Source organism: Thalassotalea coralli (assembly GCF_055786205.1).
The window spans coordinates 170,579-195,911 of sequence record NZ_JBVVBK010000001.1 but is presented as its reverse complement, the minus strand read 5'-3'; the positions used below and the strand labels follow the sequence as shown (position 1 = coordinate 195,911).

Below are 25,333 nucleotides of genomic sequence, written 5' to 3'. Positions count from 1 at the left end.
TATACCGCTCAGCGTTAAAACTATGACCTTAGATTGGATAGATAACATCTAAACACTTAATAATGTTTAAAGTAAGTAGTTACTAAATCTAATAATTTCTAAGTCTCATTAGATGGCTATAAAAACATCAAAAAACTTGGTCAGTTATATTAATTAAAAGGAAAATTATGAACAAGCTTTTATCGATTAGTGGCTTATGCACTCTAATCCTAACAGGTTGTTTTTCTTCGGGAAGCAGCGATAAAATAGAAACACCTCCAGTAGTTACTCCACCTCCAGTAATTGTAGATCCTGAGCGACCAGAAAACTTAACATGCCTTGCACATGAAGCTCCGCAACAAACTTCAGCAGTTAAATTTGAACGTCAATTTTCGGACTTAGATCTGGGCCAACTAATCCAAATTTATCGCATGCCTGGCGATAGTGAACACTGGTACTTACTAGACAGAAGAGGTCAAGTTTACAAATTTGACGATGCTTCCGATGTTTCAAACAAGGAGCTAGTTCTTGATATTTCGGAAAAAGTTGACTCTTCTTATGGAGAATTAGGACTTTTATCACTTGCATTCCACCCTAATTTTACGGAAAACAATAAAGTCTACCTTTACTATTCGCATAATAATGAACAAGCCGAAAGGTATACTACGATTAATGAGTTTACCTTCGACCAGGATAGCCAAACCCTAGTTGATGAGACAACAATTCTGAGCTTAAGACAATATTCTAAGAACCACCAAGGCGGTCATTTAGAGTTCGGCAGTGACGGCCATTTGTATTTCGCGTTTGGTGATGACGGCAAAGGAATGGTTGCACAAAATATGGATGACTTATACGGAAAAATGATTCGTATAAATGTGCCTGGTGATGGAACCTACTCAATTCCAAGTGATAACCCTTTCGTTGACGTTGAAGGTGTTAGAGATGAAATATGGGCAGTAGGATTTAGAAACCCTTGGCGATGGGGTTTTGATACAGAAACTGGCGAAATTTTTGTTGGTGATGTAGGTGCTTCAAACCTAGAAGAAGTAAATAAAGTGGTAAAAGGCGGTAATTATGGCTGGCCAATAAAAGAAGGTACTAACTGTCTATTAGGCGAAGGCTGTGGAGACTATGAAGATTTAATAGACCCTGAATTAGAATACAGCCATGATGCTGGCTGGGGAGCTATTATAGGTGGCTTAGTTTACCGTGGTTCAGCTATTGAAACATTAATTGGTAAGTTTATCTTTGCCGATTTCTCAGCTTTTTCTCAGATTCTTTCTTTAGAGTACGATGAAAATAATCAGCCATACGGGCACAAGCTATTTAGTGGAAAGCTATCTCCAAATGGTGGTATTCGAGCATTTACAGCAGACTTTGACGGCGAGATATTTGTCAGCCATTACACAGGTATTTTCAAAATGGTACCTGAAGATTCAAATGGCGCTGAAATTAGCGATTTCCCACAGACACTCTCTGAAACAGGTTGTTTCGAAACCAATGGCTCTGAACTGGTTACTGTAGAATCTGCAATTCCTTTTGACGTTGCCTCTCCTTTGTATACTGACGGTGCAGATAAACGTCGCTGGATGGCTATACCAGACAATACTCAAATTGAAGTTACTGATAATGGTGACTTTATTTTCCCAGTTGGCTCAGTATTAATTAAAGAATTTGCCTTTGAAGGTAAGAAATTAGAAACTCGTTTACTGATGAAAAATGACATAAATGAGTGGAACGGATATACCTACGAATGGAATGACGAACAAACTGAAGCAAATTTACTTCCTGCTGGTAAAGTTGTTGATGTCAATGGTATCGCTTATCAAATCCCAAGTAGAATTCAATGTCAGCAATGTCATAACGATTCGATAAATGGTGCTATTGGCCCTGAATTTAGACAATTGAATATTGAGCGTAAATACTCAGACGATCATACTGCTAATCAGATTGAATATTTAGCCGATATCGCATTTTTGCAAGAAAACGTTGTTGATCGCATCACTGAATTAGACGCCCTTCCAGATTATCTGAATGACGTAGTAACAAGAGAAAGCAGAGTGAAAAGCTTTGCCCATTCAAACTGCGCCTATTGTCATAATCCGAATGGTCCTGCCCGTGGCAGCCTAGATTTTACTTGGAATGTAAAAGATCAATGGGGAGCTTGTAATTCTGAGCCTGAAATTTCTAGCCTTGGTATTGAAGACGCAAAACTAATTGCGCCAGGAGATCCAGAAAAGTCAATTATCTATCAGAGGCTTAATACTACAGAGTACTACAAAATGCCGCCTATGGGCCGCAGTACTATTCAAACTGAGGTTGTGGAATTATTCCATGGCTACATAAATGAAGTTACATGTAGATAAAATTAGACAAGATGATTAAAACAAAAGGCGCCAGATAAACAGTTATTTGGCGCCTTTTTTATCTTGTAAGATTTAATAGTACCTAAGCTCTTCCACTTTCCCCCAAAACACACGGTACGAATAAATGGTATAAAGCAGTATGGTGGGCACCACGATTATTGCACCAACAAGAATAAAGTTTAGTGCTTCTGGCGCAGCAACAGACTCCCATATTGTTAACTTATTCGGCACAATATATGGAAAGAAACTAAAGGCCAAACCAAAGAAACTTAGCGCAAAAATAAATACCACAGTGACAAACGGCAAGCCCGAACCGATCTCAGGTTTTTCGGCAAGATGTTTCAGCACAAAATGGCAAACGAGAAACAAACCAAAACAAGCGATTGGAATTGGCAATAAGAAGGTCGCATAAGAAATTGATAGCCATTTATCGTAAATTTCAGGGTTAACCCAAAGGTTAGTCGCCGACACAAGTAAAATACCAAAGAATGTCACTATAACGCTTTGTTGCGCAGTAGATATCGCTTTTTGTTGTAACTCGCCTTCAGTTTTCATCACCAACCATGTAGCGCCAATTAAGCGATACGCGGCAGCAACACCAATAGCACTTAAAAGCGAGAATAACGTAGCAGCAATAGAGTTATCAAAACCAGTAACATAGGCCCCTAACATATACCCTTGCGAAAGAGATGCGACGTATGAACCTACTTTGAACAAGGTATTCCAAGTTTTGCGATGAGAAACCGCAGCCTTCGCCCTAAAATCAAAAGCAACACCACGTAAAATCAATCCAATAAGCATCACTGCCGATGGTAAATAAAGGGCTTTTAAAACCATGCTGTGAGCAACTGGAAATGCGATAAGTAACAAGCCAACTGCGAGCACTAGCCAGGTTTCATTAGCATCCCAAAAAGGACCGATTGACGCTATCATAGTGTCGTTGTCTTTTTCAGAGTCACTCGATATCAACATACCAACACCTAGGTCATACCCATCTAGTATCACGTACATAATTGTAGCCAGCCCCATCAGGCCAACGAAAATAACCGCCAAAGTGTCTTGATCAAACATGACTGCTCTCCAATGAATCTTTTTTATAAACACTACTTAAAATACTAGGCTCTTCAGTTTCAAATTCTTCTACTTCAACACTACGACGAGCCATTAAAAATACCGTGTGTAAATATGCCCACAACAAGCCCGCATACACTAAGCTGTACATGGTTAAACTCAGCACGACGTTGCTAGGAGCAATGTCAGTTACAGCATCGCTAACTCGCAGCACACCGCTAACAAGATAAGGCTGACGACCGATTTCTGTGACATACCAGCCGGCTAATGTTGCAACCCAGCCAGAGAAAGACATAGCCACTAATAGGTATAAAAATGCTGGAGGTAAAGTATCGCGCCTAAATAGCTTTATACGTGCCCACCAAGAAACCAAAATCATCAGCAGACCTAGACCAACCATCAATCGAAAACCATAAAAAACAGGTTTTACCGGAGGGTGCTCTCCTTTGAACTCATCTAGGCCTTTTATTTCACCCTCCATCTCATGGGTTAGTATCAAGCTCGCTAAATTAGGAATGCCAATTTCAAAATGATTAGTTCTCGTTTCCTCATCAGGTATCGCAAACAATAATAGCGGCGCCCCTTTCTCCGTTTGCCACACACCTTCCATCGCGGCAACTTTTTGTGGTTGATGTTCTAATGTATTAAGACCATGTAAATCGCCAACGAATGCTTGTAGCGGCGCAAGCACTGCTGCAACGGTTAAAGCAACTTTTAAGGTGAGTTTAGGCGCTTGTTTAGTATCGCCTTTTAGTAATCGATAAGCGCTAATGCCTGCTATTAAAAAAGCTGCGGTTAGCCCTGATGCAACTAACACATGAGATAAACGATAGGGAAATGATGGATTAAATATAATAGCGAACCAATCTAGTGGATAAGCAACCCCATCGCGCATTTCAAAGCCTGTTGGCGTTTGCATCCAAGAATTTAAACTCAAGATCCAAAACGCGGAAAGCGTAGTCCCTATTGCCACTATCACAGTAGCTAAGGTATGTACTTTAGGTGGTACTTTCTTAATGCCAAACAGCATGATGCCCAAAAAAGTGGCTTCTAAAAAGAAGGCCGTTAATACCTCGTAACCTAAAAGCGGCCCAGCGATATTACCCACTTTTTCCATAAAGCCTGGCCAATTCGTGCCAAACTGGAACGACATGGTGATACCACTAACCACCCCCAAGGCAAAAGTTAACGCAAATATTTTTACCCAAAACCGATAGGCTCGCATCCACACTGGGTGGCCGGTCTGGTCAAAACGAACTTTAAAAAACACTAAAAACCAACACATCGCGATGGTGATTGTTGGGAAAAGAATGTGAAAACTAATATTCACTGCAAATTGGATCCGCGAGAGCATTTCTGTATCTAACATGCGTTACCTCTGAAGAAAATTGACACGAGTCTGCCTAGAACACTCGCTAAAGCCAGTGCTCGAAAAATAATGAATACGTTACTAACGCCTAAGCGTTAAATCGGTTAGCCGCTTTTTATAAGCTTGTCTTTAATATCTAACATGCGCACGACACCCGAACCTAACTTCATTAGGGTCGTTAGTTTTTCAGGGCTAATGCTTTGAAGTTCAGCAGCCCATTGCGTGAGTGTTTCAAGTAATTCATGAATCTCATTCATGCGCTTTTGCGCATAAGCTTCTTGTTCATTACTTGGCTCATCTAGCAAGGCGTCACGCAGAAGCGATAAGGTTGGATCTACTTCTCGCTTACTGCGTTCTTCGAATACGCGATTGGCTAATTCCCAAATAGAACCTATGGGAAGGTAATAGTCTTTGCGATCGCCAGCAATGTGCTGCACGGTAACAAGTCGCCAAGACTGAAGTTCTTTAATGCCCATGCTAACATTGCCGCGAGAAATACTGAGGGTTTCGCCAATTTCATTAGCAGATAGAGGTTGCTCGCTCATCACAAGTAACCCCATAATCTGACCAATAGTACGGTTAAATCCCCACCGACTGCCCATTTCACCGCAATGCATCACAAAGCTTTCAATTTTTGGTGATAAATTCATCTTTTTAAACTTTCAATAATTTCTGAAACTTTAAAAAGAATAGAATATTCTTTGATTCAGATCAACAAATTTTGACGTCTTGTTACAGAATTGTACGACTTGTTTTTGCAGAACTATGTGAACAGCGAAAAATTACTGATAAAGTAAAAGAGTTGTTAATATTGGAATCAATAGCGTGTTGCAGTTTGATAATAAAAATCACACCGTTAGCCACCTTGGTAAATCAGTCATCCTTCCGCCACTGAGCTTCAGATTATTAGAAGTATTGGCGACTAAACCTGAGCATACTTTCTCCGTTGCAGAGTTAACCGAAAAAGTGTGGACGACCAGTCAAGTAAGTGCTGAAACCTTAAAACAACGCGTATTTGTGTTGCGTAAAGCTATTGACGAATCGGCACTTGAAGGAATATCTATTCAGGCGATTAGAGGCGAAGGTTATCGTCTGATCATCGCTGTCGAGCCTAAAGAAGCGTTGCTTACAGAGTCAATTACTCAAGAACTTCCTATTATCAATAAACGAAACTTTCTTTTAGTTCTAGCAGCATCTTTCCTTTTATTGGTTATTACTGTGTATTGGTTTTTTATCCGAGGTACAAACCTGGCACCTAACAACCGTGTTTTATTGTGGACAAATATTCCCACAGAAGAAATGTCAGTAGAAGGAAACAGTGCTTATCAAGAATGGCGAACCATGCTCGCTAAAGAGAATAAGCTAGGCAATATTCAATTGATATTATCCGACCGAGTTAAGTCTATGCTTGTCCCTATTCAAGCGCGCAAAGACAGAGCAGGTTTAATTAGTCACTTTGAACTCGTCAGCACGAACAACAACCAATCTATTCGTTTGAGTATTGTTGAACCTACCACTGCGACAATACTAAGAAGCGACATAGTTGAATTGGCTAACAGTAGTGAATTAAACAAAGTGATGCAGGCTCAATTTTTAGCAGTAAAAAACCTCATCGTCTCAAACCAACTTTGCCTTCTAAATGATCAAAGAGACAACTCTCAAGACCCAATATGGCAAGAATTAAGAGAAATCGCCAACAAGCCATAACCCACTGAAATATAATAACTATAACCAATCATAACTCTTCTTAACCAATCCTAACTGGCATTAAATTCTTAAAAATAGTCCTCTACATGCCAAGTGATAAGCACTAAGGCCTTAGTTCAACCAACGCACTTCGAGCCCTAAAATGTCATCACTTTACATGAACAATTGACTCAATAACCTTTCCTCTTTTAGAAGGATTAAACATGACTAATTACCTTAAGATGATGGCACTAATATTTGCCTTAGTATCTTCTTTCAATCTTTTTGCTAATGACAATAAAAAAACGTTACCCGCTCCCTATGGGCAAGGTACATATATCCCTTCCAAGCATGGCAAAATATATTATGAAACTGACGGTACCGGTACACCGGTAGTACTTGTGAATGGCGGTCCAGGCGGCAGCAGAACCGTATTTTGGGGAGCGTTCGATTTCTTAAAAGAAAATGGCTATCAAATTGTTTACTTTGATGAGACTGGCGTTGGCCGCTCGACTAGAAAGATAAAAGGTAAACATTCTCCTTTGAATACCGTTCACGACATAGAAACACTGCGCAAGCATTTAGGGGCGGAAAAAATAGTAGTTGCCGGGCATTCATATGGTGGCATTCCAGCGGTGCAATACGCATTAAAGCACCCTGAACGCGTTGAAAAACTCATCATGTTAAGTGCCTCCGCTGACGCTATTAGCCAACAAATGAATGTAAACGCAGCGGCGTATTTAAGAAAAACATTCTTCCCACAAGAATGGGAGAAGATGGAAGCATTACGCAAAACAGGTATGTTAACCAGCGATATGGCTTATATCGATGTATTTTACCAGAGAAAAATCGACGACAAATCTGATTGGTATGCGCCGGATAGAGCAGCTCCTCTAAGAAAATACCGTTCAAACGACAGACGCGATAGGTTCAATATGGATGTTTATTTTGATATTGCGGGAACAGATGCCGAAGTTGCCATAGGTGGCACGCTAAAAGGCATAGATGTTAACGCGAGCATGTTTGAAAAGTTCGACATACCAACGTTAATCCTTAATGGCCGAAACGACTGGAAAACAACACCAGAAATGGCTTATCGATTCTACAAAATGCTACCTGAAGGAGTCGCACAATTGTCGTTCTTAGAAAAAACAGGCCATTGGACATGGGCGGAAGAGCCTGAGCAGTTTGCCGAAATAATGACTGAGTTTATAACAAAAGAGTAATCTATTTCTTATTTGCACTTATCTTAAGAGCTAATTGCCCAGTTAGCTCTTTTATTTCGACGAAATTGATTTAATAATTCGCAAAGTAGTGGAACAGCTATATGTCTATTACGTCATACGGATACTACTAGTTTCTTTGCATCACTTGAGTAGTAGAGCTTATACTTAAGCTCAAGATAACATAATCTAAACAACGATTTTTACTATGAACTCGCATCTTGTGTTGTTAACAACCATTTTTAAATCAAAGCGCTGACAGAACTTTTCGACTAGTAATAGCCCTAAACCGAAGCTACTGTCTGAAGACTCCCTTTCTGTCAAATTAGGTGCATCAACATCTATACTATTTTTAACCAAGATAGCGTTTTGTGTGACTTCAACTTCCATTGCCTTAACACCGTTTTCTTCTCTCCCATGATGAATAACGTTATTCACTAGATTAAAAACAATAAATTCAAAAACTTCTTTAGGTATAAAAGCACTTATTCTGTCGCTTTCTTTTATCGAAAAACTTAAACCATGGGCTTGATACATAGCGATAGCTTCTTCCTTAACTATTGCTAGTGACGTATTTAGCTGTAATGGTGCTGCAACTTTTTTGTTAGTTGTTAACCACAGCATGGCCTCACTGGTTCGCTGCACTCTTCTCAATGCACTGTTTAGTCTCTGGTAAACGTTCTTCTCAGTAAGCTCCGGATGCTTGATCGCTAGTAATTCAACTGCATGTGTCATGACCTGAACCGGCGTCCTCAGTTCATGACTAATACCTTGATTAAACGAAATTTGTTGTTGTAAGACCTGCTCTTTTTCAGTGAGAGCTTGCGCTAGTTCATCTGCGATTTGTTTGACATCAGTCTCACGAATCTTTTCATTTAGCTGTTGAATATTTCTCGCTGATTTATCGGTAAGTAGAAACTGAGTTTTTAGCTGCGTAAATGGCCTTAAAGCTCGTCGTGCGATATGACGTGAAACAAATAGCGTCAATATCATGCTTGGTATTAAAACTAGCAGGAGAAGTTTAAGAATCCCTTGGGCTCTAGCTGTCACCGCAATAATATCGGTCGTATTCAAAAGGAGTATGTGATCTTCCAATACCATAAAATGATATTTCTCACCTTTGGCTTCAAATTCACCAAAAGCGTTAATACGCTCACTCAAACTATTAACTTCTTTTACTTTATATCCCATACTGATTAGGTCTTGCTCTGTTACGCGAGACACGCCTGCTGAAGCTGGTATCTCTGTCGAGCTCATTTGACGTAAAACGTTATGAATAACAGTGTCTTCAATGATAAAAGTGACCATAAATGCCAAAAGCGACAGGACAAAAAACAAGCTCATAGCCAAAAGCGAAATGGAAGCTGTTACCCGGTTGGTTAACGTTGACTTAAATTTCCACATCAAACTTGTACCCCACGCCTTTAACTGTATGAATAAGTTCTACCCCAAATTTTTGTTTAAACTGTTTTCTCAATGCGTAAACATTGGCTCGTAATGGATTACTTTGCGGTACATCTTCGGGCCAAAGGGTGTCAATTATCGTTGATGTTGATACGACTTTTGGCGACTGTTCCATAAGTAATTTTACAAGTGAAAAGCCTAAGCTACGCAACTGAACAACTTGGCTGTCAGAGCAGGTCAGAGATTTTGATTCTTTATCTAGTTGAAACTTGTCAACTTCAATAACAGAAGGCTCACTCAATTGGACACGACTTAAAGCAACATTGATACGAGCATTAAGCTCTGCATAAGAAAAGGGCTTTTTCAGATAATCCCAAGCGCCGGAAGCAAAGCCTTTCAGTACATCTTGCTCTTCCTGATTAGCTGACATCATAATAACCGGTAGCCTTGCTAATTGTTCTCCAAGCAAGTTTTGGCAAATTTCATAGCCACTTATGTGCGGCAAATTGATATCCAGTAATACAAGATCGTAGTTATTTTCATTAAGTAACGATTTTGCTTGCCTACCTGTATAAGCAAAATCCAATTCATGCCCAATCGCTTCAGCATACTCCCCTATCCCTGTTGCAATATCTATATCGTCTTCCACTACCAATATTTTTGCCACGTCAACTAACCTCTGTGCTTACTTACCTGACTGGTATGAACGTAAAAAGCATACAGCTGCAATGTAAAATCAACGTAAAAAGTTCTTTCTACCCCTTAAATAGCAGGAAGCCCCGCTAACGCTCAGCTTTTTTACTTTAATTTTACACCTCACCTCTAAAGTAACACAAAAGTCAGAAATTAAAGGTGGGTTTTATGTTAACAGTAGAGAATATTACTAAACGCTACAGCAACGGTGTACATGCGCTAAAAGGAATAAACTTATCTATAGGGAAAGGAATGTTCGGTTTGTTAGGGCCAAATGGCGCAGGTAAATCAAGCCTAATGCGCACCTTGGCAACCATTCAACGTCCAGATGATGGTCGAATAACATTCGATGATATCGACGCTATAAATGATCCTGAAAACTTGCGTTTGAGACTAGGGTATTTACCACAAGAATTTGGCGTATACCCTAGGGTATCGGCATTTAAGTTACTCGACTACTTGGCCGTATTAAAAGGAATAGAAAACAAAGACACTCGGCATCAAAAAGTACACACCTTACTAGAACAAACTAACTTAATCGAACACAAAGATCGAGCCGTTGCAACGTTTTCAGGAGGGATGACTCGCAGATTTGGTATCGCTCAAGCACTTATAGCCTCTCCTGAACTCATTATTGTCGATGAACCAACGGCAGGATTAGACCCACAAGAGAGAAATCGTTTTTACAGTCTACTAAGCGAAGTTGGTGAGCAGGCAACCCTTATTCTTTCCACACATATTATTGAAGATATTCAAGGCCTGTGCAGCGATATGGCCATCATCAATAAAGGAAGTGTTCTTAAACAAGGAAGCACCAAAGAGATGTCGAAAGCGTTATCTCAAAAGGTTTGGCAAACCATAACAACTGATCAGAAAGCATGGCAATTCCAAAATAGTTTTAACGTTCTTTCCGTTAAGAGTATCGGCGCTGAGCGCCATGTTCGAGTCCTGTCAGACGTGCTTCCATCATCTGAATTCACATTGGCTGAACCTAATTTAGAAGATGTTTACTTCGACGCTCTATCGAGCAACAGCACGCAAAAATAGGGAATGAACATGAAAGACTTGCTACGCTTTGAACTTTATTATTTTGCCCGTCAGCCGGCCTGTATAATAGCTTTATTACTTGCTATCACTATTGGCTATTTACTATCGGGAAAAGTTGTCATTAGCGGTGGAGTTCAACTGTACTCACCACAAAACCTAACCTATTTTCTCACTATGATGTCTTTGCCTTTGATTGCTATAGCAACCCTTCTAGCATCATGTTCATTATTGAGAGATAAAACCAGTCACCTCTTAGAGTTAATTCAGGCGACACCAGTAAATAGACAGCAACTAAAGTTAAGTCGCTTTGTTAGCTTATTTCTAACAACTTTAGGTTTAGCAACTTTTACTTATCTTTGTTACTTGCTACCTAGTATGGTAAGTACAAATAGCGCAGAAATTAACGGCGCTTGGTCATTTTCTCACATAATTTGGCCCTTTATCTTCATTTTACTGCCCAATCTACTGCTGATTTGTTCTACGCTATTTTTAATTGGTGAGCACATAAACAAAACACTTTGGGTTTACCTATCGGGTTTAGCTATTTATATTTTTTATATGTCGGTAAATGCCTATTTAGACTCTCCAATGTTTACCGCATCTAGCGAAATTTCTGGTTATCAAATTACCTTGTCTAGCTTACTTGACCCCTTTGCTGTCTCTGCTTTTTTAGAGCAAACATCCTTTTGGACATTACAGGAAAAAAATACACAACTTGTAGCATTGGAAGGCAACTTACTTGCTAACCGTGTTCTTTGGTTAACGTTAAGCTTAATTGCACTTTTTGTCGCAATTTCAAGCAAACAGTCCTCACACAAGCGCTTTTCTAGCGTTACAAATAAAGCACAAGATAAAAAATTAGAAATTGCAAAACATGTAGGTAAAACTAGCACTTCAACTGAAAAACTACAAAAAAGTTCATCGAGTTGGCTTACTTTCAAACACAGCTTCAATGTTGAGTTTTCTAGTATTTTTAGAAGCTTACCTTTTGGGCTATTGGTACTACTTACTATTGTTTTGCTTGTTGGTCAGTTTATTAGTGCAATTGAAATGGGATCACTTGTTGGTGCTCAGCACCCTTATACAAGTTTACTTGTCCCAAGAATAGTGCTTACTTTGAAAATCGTCAGTATATTAACCGTCGCATTTTACTCAGCAGAAATTATCCATAGAGCAAAAGAGTGTTACTTTTTTGAGGTTATCAATGCAACACCTGCATCTCGCTGGGCGCTTTATTTATCCCAATTAGCGACTTTGAGTATATTGGTATTAAGCCTGTTGTTTGTCGCCACCTTTTCAGCAGTAGCTTACCAAGTCGTCAATGGCTTTTACCAAATAGAGTGGGAATTATATTTAAGCTTAGTTCCAATCTATGCATTACCTATGATTTACCTTGCGATACTGAGTACTACCGTGCATTTGATTATCAATAATAAATACCTAGGGATTCTAATAGCATCCACACTCATGCTAGTTAGCGCCACATCGGTTGGCAACCAAGTAGGGTTAGAACATGTATTGTTAAAGTTCTCATCATTGGGAACGATTAGATACTCCGACTTTAACGGCTTTGATTATACCCTACAAAATATCCAAGCGATGTTAATACACTGGGGCTTAGTTTCGGCATTTTTAGCATTCATCGGTTACAGCTACTTCAATGCAGGTCTGGAGCAGGGTAAATTATCTCCCTTAGTTAAGCTTAGGCACACACTTTCCAGATCAGAAAGAAAATTACTTGCAACCACTGTGGCCCTAATTGGTTTTTCCACTTGTTACGTATTTTGGAATACCAATATTCTTAATCAATATCAGACCATTACCGACAGTGACAGCTGGCAAATCAATTATGAAAAAAACTACGCGTCATACCGTAATGCCCAAGCGCCCTTGATCACTGACATTAAAACGAAAGTTGACTTCTACCCAGAAGATAGAGCAATTGGTTTAAGTGGAAAGTTTACCTTAACAAATCCTCACCAAGCGGATATTCATAGGTTTATTGTCACTATGCCAAGTCAGGAGTTACAAACTGACATATCGGTTAATAGCGATGCTTCAATCAAGCACGATTCCAGATTTAATACTTTTTCAGTCTCTCTGAAAAAGCCTCTTAAAAAGAATGCGAAACTAACGTTGTCTTTTAATAGTTATATTGAAAAAACAGGCTTTAAGAATAAAGATTTCGATATTACTTTAGTCTCCAATGGTAGTTACTTTCATTCTGAAGCCATGTTTCCATATATTGGCTTTAACCATGACTTATCGTTATCGGACCCTGTTAGAAGAAAGGAAATGGGCCTTTCTCCTCTCCCTACTCGAGAGCCTCTAACAGCAAACAAAGTTTACCATCAACACTTGATGGCCAAAGATGCAAATTTAGTTAATTTTGAAGCTGTTGTTTCTACATCAAGCAACCAGATTGCGGTTGCTCCAGGTGAACTAAAAAAAGAGTGGTTAGACAATAACAGACGATACTTTCACTATAAGGTAACTAAACCAACAACTAATTTCTTTGGCTTTTCTTCAGCCAATTACCAAAAGAAAAGTGTTACCGAAAATGGCACGCTAATTACTCTTTATTATCATGAAGATCACGACATTAATGTTGAGCAAATGATGAAGACAGCTCAATTATCGCTAAATACGTTTTCTGAACAGTTCTCCCCGTATCCATTTAAGCAACTCACTATAGCTGAAATACCATATAGAGGTTTTGCAAGAGCCTACCCTGCCACTATATTTTTCTCTGAAAATGCAGGAATCAAAGAAAACTTGGAGAACAAAGGTCATCTAGACGACCTCTCTTCAATTGTCGCTCATGAAGTTGCACATCAATGGTGGGGGCATCAATTGAAAACCGCGAACGCTCAAGGTGCAACTTTTCTTATAGAGTCTCTCGCTGAATACGCTTCACTGTTAGTCATGAAGAAACTTTATGGTGAAAACTATGTAAAAGCAGAATTAAACAGGGCAACAACTCGATATTTAAAGGCCAGAGGTCAATTTGCTAGTCAAGAACAGCCTTTATTGAAAATGGGCGACCAACGGTATCTTCGCTATGAAAAAGCACTAGTTGCTTTATATGCTATCGCTCAAAAAGTCGGAGAGGAAGAGTTTAATCAGTACCTTGGAAGCTTACTAAAAGAGAAAGCATTCGTTGACGATAATTACGCGACAAATCACCACTTTTTAGCGTTATTTAAAGATCATGCAGAAGAAGAATATATCAATAAATGGTTAACTAAAGTCAACCTATATGATTTAGCTGTTTCAGATATCGCATTAAAAAAAGATGCTAGCCAAGCCTATAAACTTTCATTTTCTGTATCTCTTTCAGAAGTTGATTATTCAACATCCATTGAAGGCATTATTTCTGGTTCAAACCAATTAGTTGATTTTGACATTTATGGCAAAAATGATCATGGCGATTCTAATCTTATTTTTAGCGGTAAAGCGCAACTTAGTGATGGGCTTGTTAGAGTTTCAGTCGACCTCGATAGTGCCCCGACATCCATTCAGCTAGACCCTTATTTCTTGTTTATCGATCGACAGAAACACGACAACAGTGCGCTAATCCCATCAATTTAACCTTATGAGGCTTTAACATGACATACCTAAATATAACCAAAACAATAACATTCATTGCTGCATTGGCACTGAGTCACTCAAGCCAAAGTAAGGTGAATGAAGAAGTAATAACAAGTGTATTAAATTCAGTAGAACAACAGATTGCTGGCATTGCATGGCACTCTATCGCCGATGATATGCGCTGGGGATATACAGTAGAAACAACATTAGATAAAGGGAATGGACAGCTACAACAAAGAATTCAACAATTCAGGCCATCTGAGCATATGAACAAACAATGGCAACTTATAGAGCAGCAATATCAGCCACCCAGCCCTCAAATTTTGGATGAATACAATAAAACAATGGCAGCTCTCTCTAGTGACGAGCCTCCAGTGGATACGGCTCACGTTGAAATCATAGATCTAAACAGTCTAAGGTTGAAAAACTCTAGTGATAAATTTTTTGAGTTTAGCTTTTCCCCAACCCTGCCAATGTTTGAAAAAAAACAATCAGATAAATTTGCAGGTATTCTTTACGTGAACAGACAAACAGGTAAATTAGCATCTCTCGACATTGAGTTAGCTCAAACGTTTTCGCCCAGCTTAACGGTAAAATTAACCCAGTATGATTTGCATATTAGTTTTTTGCCCGGCGAGGAGGTTACTCACGTAAAATCAATTGAATCGCATAAAAAAGGAAAGCTAATGTTTGTCAGTAGTTTTGATGAAAAGTCTACTCGTGCGTTCTCTGACTTCACCCAAAACAAGAGCCTTTAGCTCACTAACTCATAAAAATAGTCTACTGACGCTTTTGAGATATTTGATTAATGAATCATTGGACTGCCCTATTTAACGACTAACAATCAAACAGGGCGGTCCCTTCAATTCATTTTAATCGCTTTACTCACCTGCTCCAGTCGCCTTCGCTCTTAATTCATCCAAGCTTTTCTGGTAATAAGCTAACGACGTTGATTTATTTCGTGTAGCTAGCTTCACCGATTTTTCCGCAGCGACTAAGGCTTTATCCATCTCGCCTTTTGCCGCATAGGTTTGCGCAAGGCCAGCAAAAGGTTTTGCCACGTTAGGTGTGTCTTTTATCCACTGTTGATACACATCGATAGATTCATCATAAAATTTGTTGTTGCGTAGTCGATAGCCCATAACGCGATAGCAAGCGGCATTTCTTCTAAGGTCAGCATTTGGATACACTTTAAAGCCAACACTTTGGCTTAGTTTATCGTAATATGAAAGTACACTTTCTAGGGCATTTTCATTTTCGTTAACAAAGTGCTTAAAACGACCACTCATGCCCCACTCTTTTCGTGGAAAAACTAAATCAATCGCTGACAACAAACCTGGAATCGCCATAGGGTAATGACCAAAGTTGTCGATATGCTCAGCCCTTAAACGAAAATTCTTGGCTGTATAAGGCGCTAGTGCTTTTTCTAAAGCCGCTATATTTTCTAATCGAACCGGTTTATTTTCAACTTCTCGCTGTGCAGATGCTATGTACAGAAAACCTTTTCTGTCTGGATTTTTCGCCAAGCTCTCCGTAATTTTATCAACAAAGGTTGTGGTTGGAGAGTAGCCCATACCGAGTACATCCGTTGCGGCAAAGACAAAGTGTGCATCAAAAAGCTCAGGTGTTTTCCAAAATGTATGAAGAGCAAATGTTGCCGAAGGCGACATGCCAATTAATGCTCTAAACTCATTGGTTTTGTAGTTGCTGTCGATATAAGGGAGCAATTCCTTTTGCATAAATTTTAAGTATTGATCGGCTTTTCCGCCGGAAAAACCGCTTAATCGCTGAGCGGGATCGTTACCCCAACCACTGTTACTTGCGTAAAGCTCAGGTCCATACGCGTAATCATTATCAGCAGTAATTGCAACGACGATAGCTTTTGGCATGGATGCTGTTTTCCCTAAATGGCCAATAACACCACTTACCGATTCAGATAACACCCATCCATCTAATGTATAAATAACGGGATAACGGATATGTTCTGCGGTGTGCTCATAGCCTTCAGGCAGGTATATTTCTACAGACTGTGTCGCATTTAAAACGTGTGATGTAAACGCTAATGCTTTGGCAGAATCATGTTGTTTCGCCGTTACCTTAGCTTGAATCTCATTACTTGCATAAACAGTGCTGCTTATTGCAGTTAAACCTGTTGCACACAAACAAATAGCAACGAGAATATTAGAAACTTTCATGGCCTCTTATCCCTTAATTTTGAAAATTGAGAAAACAATTACGTTAGATATTAATCCTGCTAAAAAATAGCCAGTTGCGGTTAAAACGACCGCTTTTGAGATTAACGGAATGGAATGTAAGCAAATATGTGAATTTTCTGTTGGTGAGTGATACTATCTAACCCAATGAATTTAATAATACTGGAGAAATTATGCCAGGTTTACCCGTCTCTCGATTAACAGACATGCACGTATGTGCTCAGGTGACAGGTGTTGTCCCTCATGTTGGCGGCCCTATTTCTGGTCCCGGTGTTCCAAATGTCCTTATCGGCAGTATGCCTGCTTCTGTTGTTGGTGATATAGCAGTATGTGTTGGACCACCAGATTCAGTGGTAAAAGGCAGTACCAGTGTGCTAATAAGTGGCAGGCCAGCCGTTAGAATGGGCGATACCACGGCGCATGGCGGAAATATAATTTTAGGCATGCCAACAGTTTTAGTTGGCTAATTAGTTTTTAATCAAAACATTGTGACTAGCTTGAATTACTAGTCACAATCCCGTCGCAAAGTTAACAAATGAACGCCAAGTGGCTAGCTTTAATCGCTAGCCATTTTTATTAGGTTTTTCGCAATCTTCTTCCAATCAATGAGTTCTTTAATTGGCATAGGTTTAGCGTAAACATAACCTTGGATTTTATAAACACCATGTTGTTTTAAATATTCAACTTGCTCTTGTGTTTCCACACCTTCGGCAATGGTTTTCATTGAAGACGTTTCAGCAAAAGCAATTATCGACGCTAGTACTGAGTTTTTCATGTCATCAGTGCCGATAACATCAACAAACATCTTATCGATTTTGATGGTAGAAATACCTAACTCCTGCACATAAGAAAAGCCACCGTAACCAGTACCAGCATCATCTAACTTCAAATCGATACCTAATTCATAGAACTTCTTCAGCGTTTGTTTCGCCGTTTTCATATCTTCAATCTTGCGACGCTCGGTTACCTCTAACGACAAGTTTTTAAAGTCCCAGTCGTCATTTTTAAGGCGATGTAATTCTTCATACAAATCGTCGCTATAAAGATGTTCAGGCACGATATTGACACTCATGAACTTATCAGTACCTTTCCACCCTAACAAGCCTATATCTCGAACGACGCGGTACAATAGCTGTTCTGTAATAGGAATAATTAATCCTGAATCTTCCGCAAACGGAATAAATTGATACGGTGGAATTACCGTGCCGTCGTCTTTAACCCAACGAACCAAAACTTCACAACCTACAATAGTGCCTGATTTAGAATGTACAATCGGCTGGTAATAAGGCTTAAACTCATGCTTCTCTAGCCCACGTTTAATTAACGCTTCTAATGTTTGGTTTTGGCTTAATAAGAATTGCATGCCAATCACTAGTAGAACGCCTAAGAAAAAGCCGATACCTAAACTCACGTAACCACTCCAGTGAACAACCGGAGATAAGTAGTTTTTAGATACCGCTAGAGACAGTGAAAAAGGGTATTTGTCTGAATAAATGAAAGCAGAAACCGCCAAGTCTTCTGTCTGGCTGTCGACGTCACTCACTAATATATCAAAGTTACCCAGCTGCACTTTTAGTACCGCACACTCATCACAAAATGCTTTGGGAATATGAATCGGCTCGATGTCTGCAATAAGCTTATAACCTGTGCCCTTATTAATAACGGTTAAATCGTGTGTGTGAGTAATTCGATTTAATTCCGAGCCGATATAGACGTTATCATGTAAATTTTTCCACGATTCTTCTTCGTCTTGTTCAACCGCTTCACCATGACTTGAACACTCGAGGCCATCATCTATATGAACTTCAAATAGCCTAACGTGTGGGCTAGTAAAGGCCGCTCGTTGCATTTTTTCTATATCTGAAGGTGAGCAATCAAAGGCAAGTTCTTTTTCAAACTCGTCATTCATCGCCATTGCTTCAGCCACATGGGTTTCAAGCTTCTCTAATAAAAATTCTAGCTCCGCATCGATAGCATGTTTAACATAATAACCGGCAATATGATGATGAAAACCAAGTGTTACACCGATACAGCCAAGCATAATGATCAGCGACGTTATTGGGCGATGGAGCTTCATAAATTAATACCTTTTTTACTTTTTATTCTTTTTTTAAAGCGCAACTTGGTTGCGCTAACAGTCATAAGTGTAGTCTGTAAAACTAGTAGTATGTCCAAATAGTAATAATATAAATTGACGAGGTAAGCAGTGGCCAGTACCACACTATTGCCACTCGTTTATAGTATTTAGCGTTATAGTCTAATGCTTTAGCACGGTAGTAATGATGTGCCACTAACATAAACAAAGAAGCGATGACATATAGCAAGAAATAAAACACTTCGAAATAGACCACTTCGTTTATTTGTAAGTGCTCCCTGATACTGTAGTGTGCTAATAAAATAGTGAAGACAACAGCAGTAATATTGTTTCTCAGCTCACCATAAGGGGTATACGGCATACTAACAATACAGGCGTAGAGCAAGCACACCATTACCATGACAGGCAGTAAAGTAGTAACAAACGGGCCTAAAAATGAACGCTCTATATTAATACTGTAATCAAGCTCTGGACTGATATCTTGGTTACCGAAGCTATCGATACCGAAATTGGTATTAAAATGCTGATAGGTATATTTGAAGTAGCTTTGTTTTAGTTTCCACTCTTCTAATACGATGTCTGAGGCAACAGCTGGGTTATCTGTTTTACCTAACTTTTCATAAGACTCTAGATCGGGAATTAAAACAACATTGCTACCAATATTACTGGCAGTTAATCGAACAACGATATTTTTGTGATCAAACGGGTACTTAGAGTAATCAAATTCTTGCCTCAATACGACGGAAAAGTGCCAGCCAACGACTTCTTCACCTGATTTAAGTACTTGGCGATAAGCAAGTTTTAGATCGGCTTCTATTGCTTCATTAAAAGCGATTTCTGGAAGAACATCTTTTGGCCTAGGGGTTTCAAATCGCTCCCACACGGTGCCAGTTAAATGGACATTATTGGCATTAACAAACTCAAGTGAATCTACCATTAAGCCGGTTTTAATATATTCAGGGTGATCAAGGCGCATTTGAGTAAGCAGAGCATCATAATTACTGATAAAAGCTTCCCGCTGCGCGGTATTGGTTATGATTACGGTACTATCTTCTTCCAAGGTATTTAAACTGCGGGCAAACTCCAGCGAAGCAATAGTGCTTATCATCAGAACCACTGAAATCCATACATTGTTCTGTGACCAGTTGATTTTATGGTATCGCGTCAACAACAAGATAATCATGATAATTGACGCAGCTATCCAGCTGATTGCGCCAATATTACTTTTACGACGGTAGTCTTTGTCCATCTCAAACATGTCAGCCGACATGCGAGTAATTAATATCCAGTCAGTTTGCGGGATAGTGACACAAGCAGCATAATCTTCGTCGTTATCCATTACTTCGCCATTATAAAAAGCGAACTCTAAATCTTCTGCAAAGCAGCTTTCAATTTTACTTAAGTATTGAAACCCGTCTTTCTGCATTAATGAGTTAACGTTTTCACCTTCTCTAACATGGGTAAAAACTGGATGAGAAATAAGGTTTTGCTTGCTAGAAAAAATAATGCCATAGCCACCAGAGCCAAATTGAATCTGTTTTAAATCAGCAGTTAAATGATCTAAGGAAACATCTGAAGGGATAACACCTAAGGGTTTCTCACCGTTTTCTTTGGCTTGTTCAGATTGGTAAAACGGCACTGAATAAGTCGCCATCAAAACATTGTTTAACGGCTCATAATAGGGCTCAGTCCATATTGCTCCTTCGGTGAGCGGACGGTGATACCAACTAAACTCGACACTTTGTTCGTCATAACCTGTTAACTCAAACTCTTTGTCTTCACCAGACAAACGTTCATAGTAAGGACTTACATACTTTTTGGTTTTATCGTAACCGTAAGGGTTAAAGGTGATCGCTAAAGAGAAAAGATTACTGTTTTGATAATACTCATGACGCAAAAAGCCAAGTGCATCGTCTTTGTTTTCAAGACGGGTTATACGGTCGGCAAAATTATTCACATCGCTCATGATAACCGCCAGCTTTTCACTAATTTGCGATGCTGCGTCTACGGTTTGATTTTTTACTTCGGTGCGCACCGATTGCTGAAAAACACTCGATTCTTTATAGAGTAAAAAACACGCTATAAAGGAATTGATAAGACAAACTAAAATACCGGTGATCAAGAAAGGCGTTATAAATCGACCACCCATTTTTTTGGCTAATGCTACGCCTTTACTATCTTTAAATTGCATCTATTTCTACTTACCGCTTAACTAACAGAAATCAAGTTCAACAAAGCGTAATACTTTACCATTTTTGTCAGGTATTTACACTTTGTTACACTTGCCCAGTTAGTGTCCAGCGCCCTTTTTAATTGGTACTTAGTTGCATCGCGCTGTTTTTCAAGCGTTTATCTATATCCAGAATTTCTTGTACTAACTTCATTCTCAAATATTCTAAGCCCTGCTGAATATCGCCTTTGGCTTTCGCCATAAAGTTTTTCATTGAAGAGCCAACCAGCTGACAGAATCGACGGAAAAGTAACACTATGCCGGTAATTAGCACGCCGACAATACCAACAAAGGCAATAAGCACACCAAGCACAAACTTAATTAACTGGGTAAGAATTTTCACTAAATAGCTAAACGCTTTTTTAGCCAATTTCACCATAGAGTCCATAAACTTTCTCAGACCAGATTTTGCGTTTTCTACTCTTCGCTCTAACTCTTCATGGTTTTTCAGTGGATCTTTAAAAGTAAAATTGATTTCTTCAACATTCTTTAAACGCTTAGCTAAGTTAGATTTTGCTTTCAGTAACTCCTTTTTACTTGCGCCATCTGATGTGTCGTGCATGTCGTCTTTAAAATTCTTAACATTCTTGACCGCTGATTTACCACTCCATACAGAGGCTCCTGCTTTGTAGCCAGCTTTACCCATAGCTAACACATTCGCGCCTGTTTCTATCATACCGTCGACATGCAAACCAGCACTCAATCCACTTGAACCTGTACTGATAACACTCATCGCAATTGCACCAGTTTTAGAACGTTGGCTTAAGCGGCGAAAATCCAATTTAGTTAAGTCAACGTTAGGGTCTTTCTTTTTCGCCTTGATAAAACTGTGAATCAGCGTGGCAAAAGAAGATAAAACATCAAAAACCTTAATCCACTGAAGAATACACAGTATTAAGGTTGCCCCCATAGCAGCAATGGTTGCCACCGTAGTGGTAACCGCAGCGATTACCCCTGTAACCATCTCTTGCGTATACTTAAGCAATTTTGCACGGTTAGCTGAGCCACTAAAGCCCTCATCAAATGCACCGCGATACCGAGTTTCTTTATCAATTAACCCGATAACTTTGTATGCGTTGTAAATATCTTTTAAAGGAGCAAGCCACCCTGAGCGCTTAACAACGATTTGTCGTTTACGCGCACGCTCAGCAATTGGCAGTAGAGCTTCAACATTATCTATATTATTGAAAGATTCTAAATTAGCACCGCCTTTGATGGCTTCTAAATGCGTTTTAGCAAAAATCAGCATTTGCTTTTTCATGATCAAACCAACTTCACGAAAGTCTTCTTTAAGCGCCTGCAAAATCGCCCAAATATCTTTCTCGTTAGCATTTTTAGTTTGCTGTTGTGGTAAAGGAGGCTGAGCTGTGTAGCTAATATTTGCGCCTTTAAAGCATTCATCTAACTTGCCATAATCATCAACCACTTTTTGGTCTTTATACAGCTCTAAAAAGCACTTAACTTTGCTGTTTAGCGGACCTTGAAGCTCGTTGAAAGTAGTGGTTAGTTTCTCTTCAGAAAATGGATTTTTTCTATTTTCTTGCAGAAGCTTTTTGGTTTGTTCCCACTGATAACAAAGGCTATCCCACTGCAAATCTGTTAAGTAAAACACCCACTCAAAGTTATCTAACTTTGACAATTCCTGCTTCTTGAATTCTTTGATGCCACCTGCTTTTTCGGTGATTTTTTCAATTGCCTTTAAAAAAGAACGGTTATTGTTATTGCGCACCCCGTTAATGCGGGTAATTAATGCATCTAAACGGCGTAATTTGTCGTAGTTAGCACCATCAACCAAGTGCAGTACTTTACCCACTTTACGGCTAGCTAAATTTAGTTTGCGAAGAATAGACATCAAAACTCCAAGGATTAGCTAACAAACTTAATGTAAGTTAGCAAATTGTTAACAAAGTTATACTCAGTATAGCGACAAAGCGGGAATTTACTCTGTAAAAGCAAAGCTCCACAATTAATTGCTATAACGCTCCCAATATGCGACCTTTTCTTTCCCACATGGTCATTTCCATTCCATAAATACGTTTTTGAAACTCAAATTGCTTGACCGCTTTTTCGTGAGCAGCCAAGGCTTTTTGATACTTAACACGTTCTGTTTCAAAAAGGTTCATCTTATCGTTATAGGCTTGTAATGCTTTTTGATACGCAAGATTTTCTCGCGCTTCCATTTCATTATGCTGAGACAAATCTCGCTGATATTGCGACATTTTTTGCTCAAAGCCCTTCTGACCACTAACATTACTGGCGTGAACATTTTTACATTGCTGATATTGGATCTTGATCGACAGCAAGTCAGCATATTCTCGATTGGCTAGTGACCGTAAATGCTTCATATAAGGCAAGCGCTTACTTTGCTTGTGGTTCCTACTTTCTTTATCTTTAAACCACTCATCTACCCAAAATATAATCTTCTGTTTTAAAAACTGTGAGCGCTTTGAAAGCTCCACCAAGTAGCTATCAATTTGGCTAACAGAAACGGGAACAGGCCTACTAGCTGCCACTTTTATCATAGCGGCATAGTCTTTAATCGCCGTATCGATATGTTTAGTTGCGGCATGTCTAAAGCCCCACCTAACCCAAGTTAATGAAACCCATGTTTTCGAAGGAATAACTTGTTTACCAAAATTAAAGCTGCCTGAAGTTAAGCCACTTTCAGTCAAATAAGTTTGCCCTAACAAGCGCGTGTCGATTTTCGTTAAGCCAATGTCTTGTTTGCTAAAACTTGGTTTTACTTTATCAAATGCTGCTATGGTTTTTTGCTGTGGTGGTGTTGGTTTTACCGGCTCTGGCTGACTAAATATCGCTGGTTTTTTCGGCTCTTCCAAGTCAGGTTTAGAACGATAAAACTCTCGCAGTAGCTCTACGTAATCAACTGGCTTCGTAAGAATCGAATGTGTCTTAAAGGTAAAGTCACCAATTTCTTCTTGGAAGCGTCTATCATTGCCAAGCACATCTTCGGCGCCTTCGATTTCGATGTTGTAGCTTTCCAAATACTCATTGGCCATTTTTTTCAAGCTTTTAACTTGCTCCATATGAGCACTAGCCGTGCGCATCCAAGTACTAATATCAACACCTGAATTTATCATCGCCAGTAGCGTTGAATCAGTTGAACGAGAAATCACGTAGGCCACTAAGCAGGGTTCTTTTAACAAGAAATCAGGTAATTGCGGTACCCAAGGGTTTAAATAGTTAATGTTCTTTTGTAATTTCTTACGCAGACGGTAATCTTGCCAAATTTTATATATTTTAACTAAGATGCCGCCAATCGACGTGATCAAACCTTTAACTTGTTCAAAGCCGGGAATAGTGGCAAATACGCCAGACAATGAATTAATCAGCGCTTGTCCCAATTCAGCCGCCAGCCCCTTTAAATCGTCTTTGAACTTGTTATTAGATAACGTCGAAATCATCTGAGAGATTTGATACTGATGGCTAAAATTTGGCAGCGATTTATTAAATTTATATTTGTTATAGCAAAGCTCTACAATTTTCTTCAGTGCCTTTAAAATCCCTTCACAGGCATCGTAAATACTTTTTAATGTACCAATCAATGGTAATACCGCGATAAGTACCCCGTTGATCAAATTCTTAATTTCTTCCTTAATAAACACCCAAGCTTCGCGGACAAATTGCACGCTAGCCTTAAGCTGTTCAAACAAGTATTTGCGAATTGTTTCTACAATTTTGAAAGTGTTAGAGCCTTGAGTAAACGGCTTATTGCTACTCATGCCAGCTTCAATAACGGGCATATTGGTGCTGCTAATAAGGTCAGTAGCCGCCAGCTTTCCCTGAGAAATTAGTTTATTTTTTTCAGTTTCTAATTTCAGTTTAGCTTGCTGAGCTAACTCTTCAGCTTCGTCTTTAACCTTTGACTTAACCTTCTTTTTTACTGTTTTTTTGATTTTGCCAAGCCAGTACTTTTTAAAGGTTTCAACTTCCGCACCATACAAGATTTTTACCGTGTCTTTTCGCGATTCACGCAACAAAATACTTTCAAAATTTACTGACTCTTTCTGTGAATCAACATCAAAAAGTACGCTGTGTAGCACTTCTATGGGGTAGCCGGTTTCAGCTCGGTTTCTTATCGTACCTTTCCAGCCTAGCTTGCCGTTTTCACCGACATTGTCTGGGTTATACTTACTCTCTTTACAGAGTATCCAACGATAATATTTATCTTTAACTTCTTGAAGGTTAGCTTTAGTGCTGGTGTGGTTATATTTTTTTATGGCAGCATCGAGCGCCTTTAACAATGAACTACGTTTAGTCGTTAAACTGATCCAAGTGAGCGACTCCCAATCGGATAATATGTTTGTTTTACTCGCTAACATGACTAATTCCTTCTATGAAGTTCAAA

General features: G+C 39.2%; 17 protein-coding genes. 7 read left to right on the top strand and 10 right to left on the bottom strand.

What is annotated here, in order from left to right:
• Positions 1 to 167: 167 nt before the first annotated feature.
• A complete protein-coding gene (locus tag ACOB80_RS00740) occupies positions 168 to 2,345 on the top strand; it encodes a PQQ-dependent sugar dehydrogenase (RefSeq protein WP_473163883.1) in 2,178 nt (725 codons plus the stop codon).
• Positions 2,346 to 2,417: 72 nt separating this feature from the next.
• Here the strand turns inward: ACOB80_RS00740 and cydB are convergent, their stop codons facing one another.
• The 3 genes from cydB to ACOB80_RS00725 form a co-directional block, all read right to left on the bottom strand.
• Positions 2,418 to 3,416, bottom strand: a complete 999-nt coding sequence (gene cydB / locus ACOB80_RS00735) for a cytochrome d ubiquinol oxidase subunit II (protein WP_473163882.1) — start codon at positions 3,414 to 3,416, stop codon at positions 2,418 to 2,420.
• Positions 3,409 to 4,785, bottom strand: coding sequence for a cytochrome ubiquinol oxidase subunit I (locus tag ACOB80_RS00730; protein WP_473163881.1), 1,377 nt, complete (start codon positions 4,783 to 4,785; stop codon positions 3,409 to 3,411). Before ACOB80_RS00730 ends, cydB begins: the two co-directional genes overlap by 8 nt.
• Positions 4,786 to 4,889: 104 nt before the next feature.
• Positions 4,890 to 5,435 (bottom strand): GbsR/MarR family transcriptional regulator, encoded by a 546-nt coding sequence (locus ACOB80_RS00725; protein WP_473163880.1) that lies wholly within the window; start codon positions 5,433 to 5,435, stop codon positions 4,890 to 4,892.
• A gap of 175 nt (positions 5,436 to 5,610) precedes the next feature.
• Between ACOB80_RS00725 and ACOB80_RS00720 the strand changes: the two genes are divergently transcribed.
• Together ACOB80_RS00720 and ACOB80_RS00715 are read left to right on the top strand one after the other, a co-directional pair.
• A complete protein-coding gene (locus ACOB80_RS00720) occupies positions 5,611 to 6,492 on the top strand; it encodes a winged helix-turn-helix domain-containing protein (RefSeq protein ID WP_473163879.1) in 882 nt (293 codons plus the stop codon).
• A gap of 203 nt (positions 6,493 to 6,695) precedes the next feature.
• Positions 6,696 to 7,697 carry an alpha/beta fold hydrolase gene (locus ACOB80_RS00715; RefSeq protein ID WP_473163878.1) on the top strand — a complete coding sequence of 334 codons (1,002 nt, stop codon included), beginning with the start codon at positions 6,696 to 6,698 and terminating at the stop codon, positions 7,695 to 7,697.
• Between the two features lie 186 nt (positions 7,698 to 7,883).
• Here ACOB80_RS00715 and ACOB80_RS00710 read toward each other — a convergent pair whose 3' ends face one another.
• The gene (locus ACOB80_RS00710; protein WP_473163877.1) at positions 7,884 to 9,098 is read right to left on the bottom strand and encodes a sensor histidine kinase; all 1,215 of its coding nucleotides are present in this window, start codon (positions 9,096 to 9,098) and stop codon (positions 7,884 to 7,886) included.
• Entirely contained in the window at positions 9,085 to 9,765 is a 681-nt protein-coding gene (locus ACOB80_RS00705; RefSeq protein ID WP_473163876.1) for a response regulator transcription factor, read from the bottom strand. The genes ACOB80_RS00710 and ACOB80_RS00705 overlap by 14 nt, the downstream gene beginning before the upstream one ends.
• Positions 9,766 to 9,959: 194 nt before the next feature.
• Between ACOB80_RS00705 and ACOB80_RS00700 the strand changes: the two genes are divergently transcribed.
• From ACOB80_RS00700 to ACOB80_RS00690, 3 genes are read left to right on the top strand one after another with little or no spacing between them, the layout of a single operon-like run.
• A complete protein-coding gene (locus ACOB80_RS00700; RefSeq protein ID WP_473163875.1) occupies positions 9,960 to 10,838 on the top strand; it encodes an ABC transporter ATP-binding protein in 879 nt (292 codons plus the stop codon).
• A 9-nt stretch (positions 10,839 to 10,847) separates the two neighbouring features.
• Positions 10,848 to 14,429 carry a M1 family aminopeptidase gene (locus ACOB80_RS00695; protein ID WP_473163874.1) on the top strand — a complete coding sequence of 1,194 codons (3,582 nt, stop codon included), beginning with the start codon at positions 10,848 to 10,850 and terminating at the stop codon, positions 14,427 to 14,429.
• A gap of 17 nt (positions 14,430 to 14,446) precedes the next feature.
• A complete protein-coding gene (locus ACOB80_RS00690; protein ID WP_473163873.1) occupies positions 14,447 to 15,187 on the top strand; it encodes a hypothetical protein in 741 nt (246 codons plus the stop codon).
• 123 nt (positions 15,188 to 15,310) lie between these two features.
• Here the strand turns inward: ACOB80_RS00690 and ACOB80_RS00685 are convergent, their stop codons facing one another.
• Positions 15,311 to 16,624, bottom strand: a complete 1,314-nt coding sequence (locus tag ACOB80_RS00685; RefSeq protein WP_473163872.1) for an alpha/beta hydrolase — start codon at positions 16,622 to 16,624, stop codon at positions 15,311 to 15,313.
• A gap of 191 nt (positions 16,625 to 16,815) precedes the next feature.
• On the opposite strand from ACOB80_RS00685, the gene ACOB80_RS00680 reads away from it, so the two are divergent.
• Positions 16,816 to 17,109 carry a PAAR domain-containing protein gene (locus tag ACOB80_RS00680; protein WP_473163871.1) on the top strand — a complete coding sequence of 98 codons (294 nt, stop codon included), beginning with the start codon at positions 16,816 to 16,818 and terminating at the stop codon, positions 17,107 to 17,109.
• Positions 17,110 to 17,198: 89 nt separating this feature from the next.
• Here the strand turns inward: ACOB80_RS00680 and ACOB80_RS00675 are convergent, their stop codons facing one another.
• The 4 genes from ACOB80_RS00675 to ACOB80_RS00660 all read right to left on the bottom strand — a co-directional run bounded on the left by ACOB80_RS00675 (position 17,199) and on the right by ACOB80_RS00660 (position 25,307).
• On the bottom strand, positions 17,199 to 18,719 hold the full coding sequence (locus ACOB80_RS00675) for an EAL domain-containing protein (RefSeq protein ID WP_473163870.1): 1,521 nt from the start codon (positions 18,717 to 18,719) through the stop codon (positions 17,199 to 17,201).
• Between the two features lie 82 nt (positions 18,720 to 18,801).
• The gene (locus ACOB80_RS00670) at positions 18,802 to 20,928 is read right to left on the bottom strand and encodes a PDC sensor domain-containing protein (protein WP_473163869.1); all 2,127 of its coding nucleotides are present in this window, start codon (positions 20,926 to 20,928) and stop codon (positions 18,802 to 18,804) included.
• A gap of 118 nt (positions 20,929 to 21,046) precedes the next feature.
• On the bottom strand, positions 21,047 to 22,819 hold the full coding sequence (locus ACOB80_RS00665) for a hypothetical protein (RefSeq protein ID WP_473163868.1): 1,773 nt from the start codon (positions 22,817 to 22,819) through the stop codon (positions 21,047 to 21,049).
• A 121-nt stretch (positions 22,820 to 22,940) separates the two neighbouring features.
• A complete protein-coding gene (locus tag ACOB80_RS00660; protein ID WP_473163867.1) occupies positions 22,941 to 25,307 on the bottom strand; it encodes a hypothetical protein in 2,367 nt (788 codons plus the stop codon).
• Positions 25,308 to 25,333: the final 26 nt, after the last annotated feature.

Excerpts from the sequence above, each read along its gene's own strand:
- ACOB80_RS00740 (WP_473163883.1), top strand. The coding sequence starts at position 168 with ATGAACAAGCTTTTATCGATTAGTGGCTTATGCACTCTAATCCTAACA.
- cydB (WP_473163882.1), bottom strand. The coding sequence starts at position 3,416 with ATGTTTGATCAAGACACTTTGGCGGTTATTTTCGTTGGCCTGATGGGG.
- ACOB80_RS00730 (WP_473163881.1), bottom strand. The coding sequence starts at position 4,785 with ATGTTAGATACAGAAATGCTCTCGCGGATCCAATTTGCAGTGAATATT.
- ACOB80_RS00725 (WP_473163880.1), bottom strand. The coding sequence starts at position 5,435 with ATGAATTTATCACCAAAAATTGAAAGCTTTGTGATGCATTGCGGTGAA.
- ACOB80_RS00715 (WP_473163878.1), top strand. The coding sequence starts at position 6,696 with ATGACTAATTACCTTAAGATGATGGCACTAATATTTGCCTTAGTATCT.
- ACOB80_RS00710 (WP_473163877.1), bottom strand. The coding sequence starts at position 9,098 with ATGTGGAAATTTAAGTCAACGTTAACCAACCGGGTAACAGCTTCCATT.
- ACOB80_RS00700 (WP_473163875.1), top strand. The coding sequence starts at position 9,960 with ATGTTAACAGTAGAGAATATTACTAAACGCTACAGCAACGGTGTACAT.
- ACOB80_RS00695 (WP_473163874.1), top strand. The coding sequence starts at position 10,848 with ATGAAAGACTTGCTACGCTTTGAACTTTATTATTTTGCCCGTCAGCCG.
- ACOB80_RS00690 (WP_473163873.1), top strand. The coding sequence starts at position 14,447 with ATGACATACCTAAATATAACCAAAACAATAACATTCATTGCTGCATTG.
- ACOB80_RS00685 (WP_473163872.1), bottom strand. The coding sequence starts at position 16,624 with ATGAAAGTTTCTAATATTCTCGTTGCTATTTGTTTGTGTGCAACAGGT.
- ACOB80_RS00680 (WP_473163871.1), top strand. The coding sequence starts at position 16,816 with ATGCCAGGTTTACCCGTCTCTCGATTAACAGACATGCACGTATGTGCT.
- ACOB80_RS00675 (WP_473163870.1), bottom strand. The coding sequence starts at position 18,719 with ATGAAGCTCCATCGCCCAATAACGTCGCTGATCATTATGCTTGGCTGT.
- ACOB80_RS00670 (WP_473163869.1), bottom strand. The coding sequence starts at position 20,928 with ATGCAATTTAAAGATAGTAAAGGCGTAGCATTAGCCAAAAAAATGGGT.
- ACOB80_RS00665 (WP_473163868.1), bottom strand. The coding sequence starts at position 22,819 with ATGTCTATTCTTCGCAAACTAAATTTAGCTAGCCGTAAAGTGGGTAAA.
- ACOB80_RS00660 (WP_473163867.1), bottom strand. The coding sequence starts at position 25,307 with ATGTTAGCGAGTAAAACAAACATATTATCCGATTGGGAGTCGCTCACT.